This window comes from Erwinia persicina NBRC 102418, from assembly GCF_001571305.1.
Classification (GTDB): domain Bacteria; phylum Pseudomonadota; class Gammaproteobacteria; order Enterobacterales; family Enterobacteriaceae; genus Erwinia; species Erwinia persicina.
Window position 1 is genome coordinate 1 of the sequence record NZ_BCTN01000043.1, and the last position, 5,378, is coordinate 5,378.

At 47.0% G+C, this 5,378-nt stretch carries 4 protein-coding genes; 1 reads left to right on the plus strand and 3 read right to left on the minus strand.

The features are described from left to right. Nucleotides 1–286 (plus strand): hypothetical protein (locus EPE01S_RS23830; protein WP_218007823.1); only part of this gene is annotated, 286 nt, incomplete at its 5' end. 481 nt (nt 287–767) lie between these two features. Here the strand turns inward: EPE01S_RS23830 and EPE01S_RS22360 are convergent. The 3 genes from EPE01S_RS22360 to EPE01S_RS22370 are packed head-to-tail and all read right to left on the minus strand — an operon-like array spanning nt 768 to nt 4,836. Then, nucleotides 768–2,876, minus strand: coding sequence for a peptidase domain-containing ABC transporter (locus EPE01S_RS22360; RefSeq protein ID WP_062749595.1), 2,109 nt, complete (start codon nt 2,874–2,876; stop codon nt 768–770). Beyond that, complete coding sequence (locus EPE01S_RS22365; RefSeq protein WP_062749597.1) at nt 2,869–4,143, minus strand: HlyD family secretion protein; 1,275 nt, start codon at nt 4,141–4,143, stop codon at nt 2,869–2,871. The genes EPE01S_RS22360 and EPE01S_RS22365 overlap by 8 nt, the downstream gene beginning before the upstream one ends. 51 nt (nt 4,144–4,194) lie before the next feature. Continuing rightward, entirely contained in the window at nt 4,195–4,836 is a 642-nt protein-coding gene (locus EPE01S_RS22370) for a CPBP family intramembrane glutamic endopeptidase (RefSeq protein ID WP_062749599.1), read from the minus strand. Nucleotides 4,837–5,378: the final 542 nt, after the last annotated feature.

The window sequence follows — 5,378 nt, forward strand, 5'->3', positions numbered from 1 at the left end:
TAATAACAGTAATAAGGGCGGTTCGGGTTCACAGTATACTGGTAATCCCAGATACAATGATCCGGGCGTTGCAAACTGTAATAACAGTATTATTGGCGGAGCGTTAGGAGGCGCTGTTACTGGTGCATTCACTGGTGGTCCTGCGGGTGCCCTGGCTGGTGCGGCAGGAGGAGCCATAACAGGTGGAATCACCGGGTGTTTCAATGGTGGTAGCCAGGGTAGCGGTGCAGGTAAAGGCACTGGTACTAATAGCGGTGGTGGTTTAGGTGGTAGCTGTACTTGGTGACAACTAACATTAATTAGGTACTGTATGCTATTAAGATTATCTCGCTACTTGGCTTTTGTTATCACACTATTTGTTGCATCAAGCTTCCTGAATGGTGCATTTGGCATTCGTAGCGATTGGTTTACCGCGCCAATAGAAATCTCTCAGTTGATTGTGACTGTTTTTTTTATAGTAGGTTTTGCAAGATGTACAGACCTGCTGTTCATGTATTTTTATCGAAGTCTGGTTAAGCCAAAAATCACTGATTGATATTTTTAATGAATTAAGTAAGGGCCGTAATGGCCTTTACTTAACTAACATATCTAAGCCCGTTGTCATAGCAACTTTTCACCAGATTTTGACTGAGAAAGATATTGCTGAAGGCGCGTCCGGGTCGTGTTTAAACAACACCATAAAATGCAAGTCTTGTCGGACCTTAGTGGCCAGTACTGGTTGAGCCTACTCCTTATTATTTCCTGGCGGTGCGCTATTTCTGAGGCTTTCATTGCGATCGGTTAATAGGAATAACCCTGTCGGCTGATGCGATCGTGGTCTCCCTGTGCGCAACGATGATCCGAGTAATGCTGAGCTCTCTGATTGCACGGTTCACCATGGCTTCACTCTCCGTGTCCAGCGCACTGGTAGCTTCATCCAGAAACAAAATTGCTGGCCTCCTGTAGAGTGCCCGCGCAATGAACAGGCGCTGCTTTTGCCCGCCAGAAAGTCCTTCACCCAGCTCACCTATCAGTGTTTCATATCCCATGGGCATACGCATGATCGCATCATGTATATAGCTGGCGCGGGCGCATTCTTTCATCCACGCTTCGTCCACATCCTCTACAAAACTACATATATTCTCCCTGATTGAACCACTGAACAGTTTGTCGTCCTGCATTACACAGGCGATCATTTTATGGTAGTTATTGATTCCAAGTTGTTGAATATCAACCCCATCTATTTCAACTCTTCCGCTTTCTGGGGAAAATAAACCACATAAGATTTTTAGCAGCGTAGATTTTCCTGCCCCGGAGGAGCCCGTGATCGCCACGCTCTGTCCCGGTAAGACTGATATGTTAATATCGTGAAATATGAAAGGAGACTGACTGTCGTAGCGGAAGCTAAGTTCATGCGTCTCGAGTCCTGAAGGCTGTAAACCTGGTTCATAATGGCGATCGGGTTTAAAATTTTCCCGCGGATGCAGCGCAATATCGGCAATACGTTCATTATGCAGACTCATCATGCGTAGCTGTAACAAGAACTCCGTGAGTGAACCGATGCGGTCAGAGAATTGTCCCCGGAAAGCGCCAAATGCAACAAACATCCCGATAGTCATCTGGTTATCGATAACCAGACTCGTACCCAGCCAGAGCACGACAATCTGATCGCAGGCGACAATGAACGTGTTGACACCGCCAAACAGCAGGTCCATTTTAGCGACACGGATTCCCGTGTTAATTGAATCAATCTCAAGGTTTAACCAGTGGGCAGTGCGACGTCGTCCCATTCCCTGCATTTTAACGGCGGCAATGCCGTACAACGTTTCCATAAAGTAAGAGCTGGCACGTGCTTCCCTGACGAGTAATTCCTCTGACAGCTGCCGGTAACGCCCGTAAGTCACCAGGCGCAGCATGACATAAAGTGCAGTAAACGCCATCACAACCCAGGTCAGCCATCCCCCGTAGATCACCATCATGATCACAACCCCCATGACCATGATACTGTCCATGATGGCCCCGACTATACTGGTGGTGAAAGCGCTGCGCAGCGCATCCAGTGAGCCAAACCGTGACTGGATGTCACCCATCTTACGTCGCTCAAAATAGCTGAGCGGCAGGCGTAGCAGATGACTGAAGAGGCTTGACTGCCACTGCACGTTAACAAGTGTAGCCATAACCAGCGCTGACCATGAACGTACCATACCGACGGCGGCTCTGAGCAGGATGAAAAAAACCAGTGCGATGCAGATCAACGTCAGTAAACCTTTATCTCCTGCAGGTATGGCATGGTCCATTACCAGCTGCGTACCGATCGGCATTACAAGATTGATGGTTTCAAATACGAGTGACAGGCAAAATATTTTACCCAGCGCTCTCTTCAGCCCGTGTACGCTGCCAACAAGCGACCTGAGGCTGATTTTGTGGACGACGGTGTCTGCAGTAAACTTACTTCCGGGACTGACTTCCAGCACCACACCGGTAAAACTCTGCGAGAGTTCTTTCAGGCCGACCGTCCTTCGGCCGCGTGCCGGGTCGTGCAGCACTGCACAATTCGTCTTCACGCTCACCAGCACGACAAAATGATTGAACTCCCAGTGCAGAATACACGGCGTATTCAGGGCACCAATCTCATCAATGTCGAGAGACAGGGGGCGGGTTGTCATTCCCAGCTGCTCAGCCATATCCGTCAGCCCGGATAGCGAAGTACCGCGGGATGAAAGATTGAACTGCTGCCTCAGCGCTATCAGGTCGATGTTCTTGCCAAAATGTCCGCAGACCATCGCCAGGCAGGCAAGTCCACACTCAGCAGACTCGGTCTGGTGGATCATCGGGACACGGCTGCGTAACTTTATTTCGAGCTGTCTGACCAGCGCTTTGATAGTCATTTTATTCATTTACCGGTCCCGAGGCGCTGACCTTCATATCGTAGAAGGGGGAGATCATCCATTGATAAATTTTCCTTTTCTCAAGAAACAGTGTGCTCTGCCCTTTGATGCCATTTTCCAGGCTCAGACGTTTTCCTGTATACATAACTTCCTGCGTTTCAGGCCTTACAATGACCTTATAGTAAGGTTCAGCAGCAGTTTCAACGGACGAGGGGGCGCTGCGGTAGGTCTGCATTTCCTGCAGCGATGCAGGCGTTCTCGAGATAACGGAGATCGTGCCGGCAAACTGACCGAATTTCTCGACCGGGAAGGCTTCATAGCGAATATTGACTCGGTCGCCTGTATTAATATACGGGATGGCATTATTAGGAACCCACAGCACCAGAGCGTAATACTCGATTTTCTTGGGAATAATCTGCAGCAGGCTGTCACCCGGGTTAACCATTTGCCCCACCGTAACGCTCAGCGAATCTATACGACCGGCGGCCAGCGCCCGCACGATTATTGTGCCATCGGCATCAATACGGGTCCGCTCTTTTTGCAGTTCATAACGATGTAGCTCCATCTGGTAAATCTGGTTGTCAAAATCGGCTGCCTGAGTATGGATCTGGCTATCAAGTGCAGTTATCTGAAGAGAATTTTGCTCATTCTGACCTGACAAACCCAGAAGATTGTTTTGCTGCTGGTAATACAGTGCTACCTGATTGGTGAGCTGATCTTTATTAATGAGCCCAAGGTTACGGTAATGGCGGTAGTTATCCATATTTTCCTTCATAATACGGATCCCTTCCTGTGCTCGCCGGAGGATGTCCGTAGAATGCCGGAAGGCAGAAGTGTATTGATCTTTTTGCTTCTCCAGCATGTCCAGTGTTGCTCTTTTATTGCTTTCCAGGCGGCTGACTATCTGTGAAATTCGGCTAAGCTGACTGTCGATATCCCTGCGTTCATTTTCGCTTATTACGCCGCTACGCGTACTTTTGCTTACGTCAATCTGGTAAACAGGGGTGCCGGCCTCAATTAACTGCCCTTCATTAACGTACCGTCTGACCACTGTACCCTGAACCCCGGAGTACAGATTGGCTGCGCGCGGATAAGTCGTTATTTCACCTGAGACGTTAATCCGCCGGCTGTAGGTACCAGCGATGATGAATGTCAGAAACACCGCAATGAAAAAGAAACACAGGCCCGCTACTGCCCAAAAAGGGATCCCCGGAAGAAGCAGTGCCCGGCCTCGCCATTTCATTCGTTGATTTTCAACTGCTTCCCTGCGAAACAATGTTATGCCCTTATAAAATTATGCTGTGTGACAATTAAGATTTTTATTACACTAGCTAAAAAAATAGTGCTTATTAATAACAATACAATTCATAAGGATATGAAGCATGACTGGTAGTAATAATCCATTTGACCGAATCCTCGCGACAGTAAGGGTTAAAGATACAAAAAAAAGAATCACAAAAGGTTTGTAGCCTGAATACTGAGTATGTAAAAAGGAGAAGATCAGCGAGGATAAAATTGCCGCAGGGACTTTTGCCCTGAGGAAAATATTAAGCGATCCAAACAGCCCACCTCTGATTGCTATCTCCTCATAAACAGGGGCCAAGATAATATAAGAAATCTGTATAAAAATAAAGCTGATTAGAGGTTGGGTAAACTCATAATTGCTGACATCTTCTGGATCTTCTGCTGCGAGTGCCGGAATGGCAAATTGTATGATTAGAATAAGAGTGAAAAACAGGATGAAATCTTTTAAACTAAAAGCCCCCATCCCAAAACCTTCTTTTTTTCTTAAGAGGAAAAAGTAAAGCGGGAAAACAACCAAGAACTCTATCGTGAACATCAATGGAATAAACAAACCGGACTCAATCAACACTCGTTCTTGTTGCTCAGGTAAAAGCAATGGAGCCCCGGTAAGGATTACCATGAGAATAAATAAAGATAAGAGTAAAACACCTTCTTTTTTAGTCATTCAGTGCTACCGATTATTTTATCTTCATTTTTAAAAATTAATTTTATAATCCTGCGCCCCAGTAAAGAAAAAGATATCAGTGAGCTGATGGTGATGACAATTTTCGAAACTTCAACGGAAGGTTTAAAACTGAAGAGTTCCGGATAAATACCCAAACCACTGAGGAAAAAAAACCAGTCATTATTGACAAGAGTAATATAAAATTCTTTAAGATTAGCTTCAATTAACCCTCCTTATGACCCGCCCGAAACACGCAGCGGGTTATAATTATCTAGCGGTTGCAGGAACCGCCCATTCCACCTGAGTTACAGTTTCCAGATGAGTTATTGCTACCGGAGTTACTCCCACCGTTCCCGCTTCCGCCGAAACAACCGCCTGCAAACGCACCACCGGCCACGCCTAAAGCAGCCCCAGCCAGCCCCCCGGCTGCACCGGCAATAGCTCCACCGATTATACCGTTATTACAGGATACCACTCCACTCTGACTATAGTTTGGGTTACCTTTATTTTGTGAACCCGCCCCTCCCTTACTACTGGTGTTG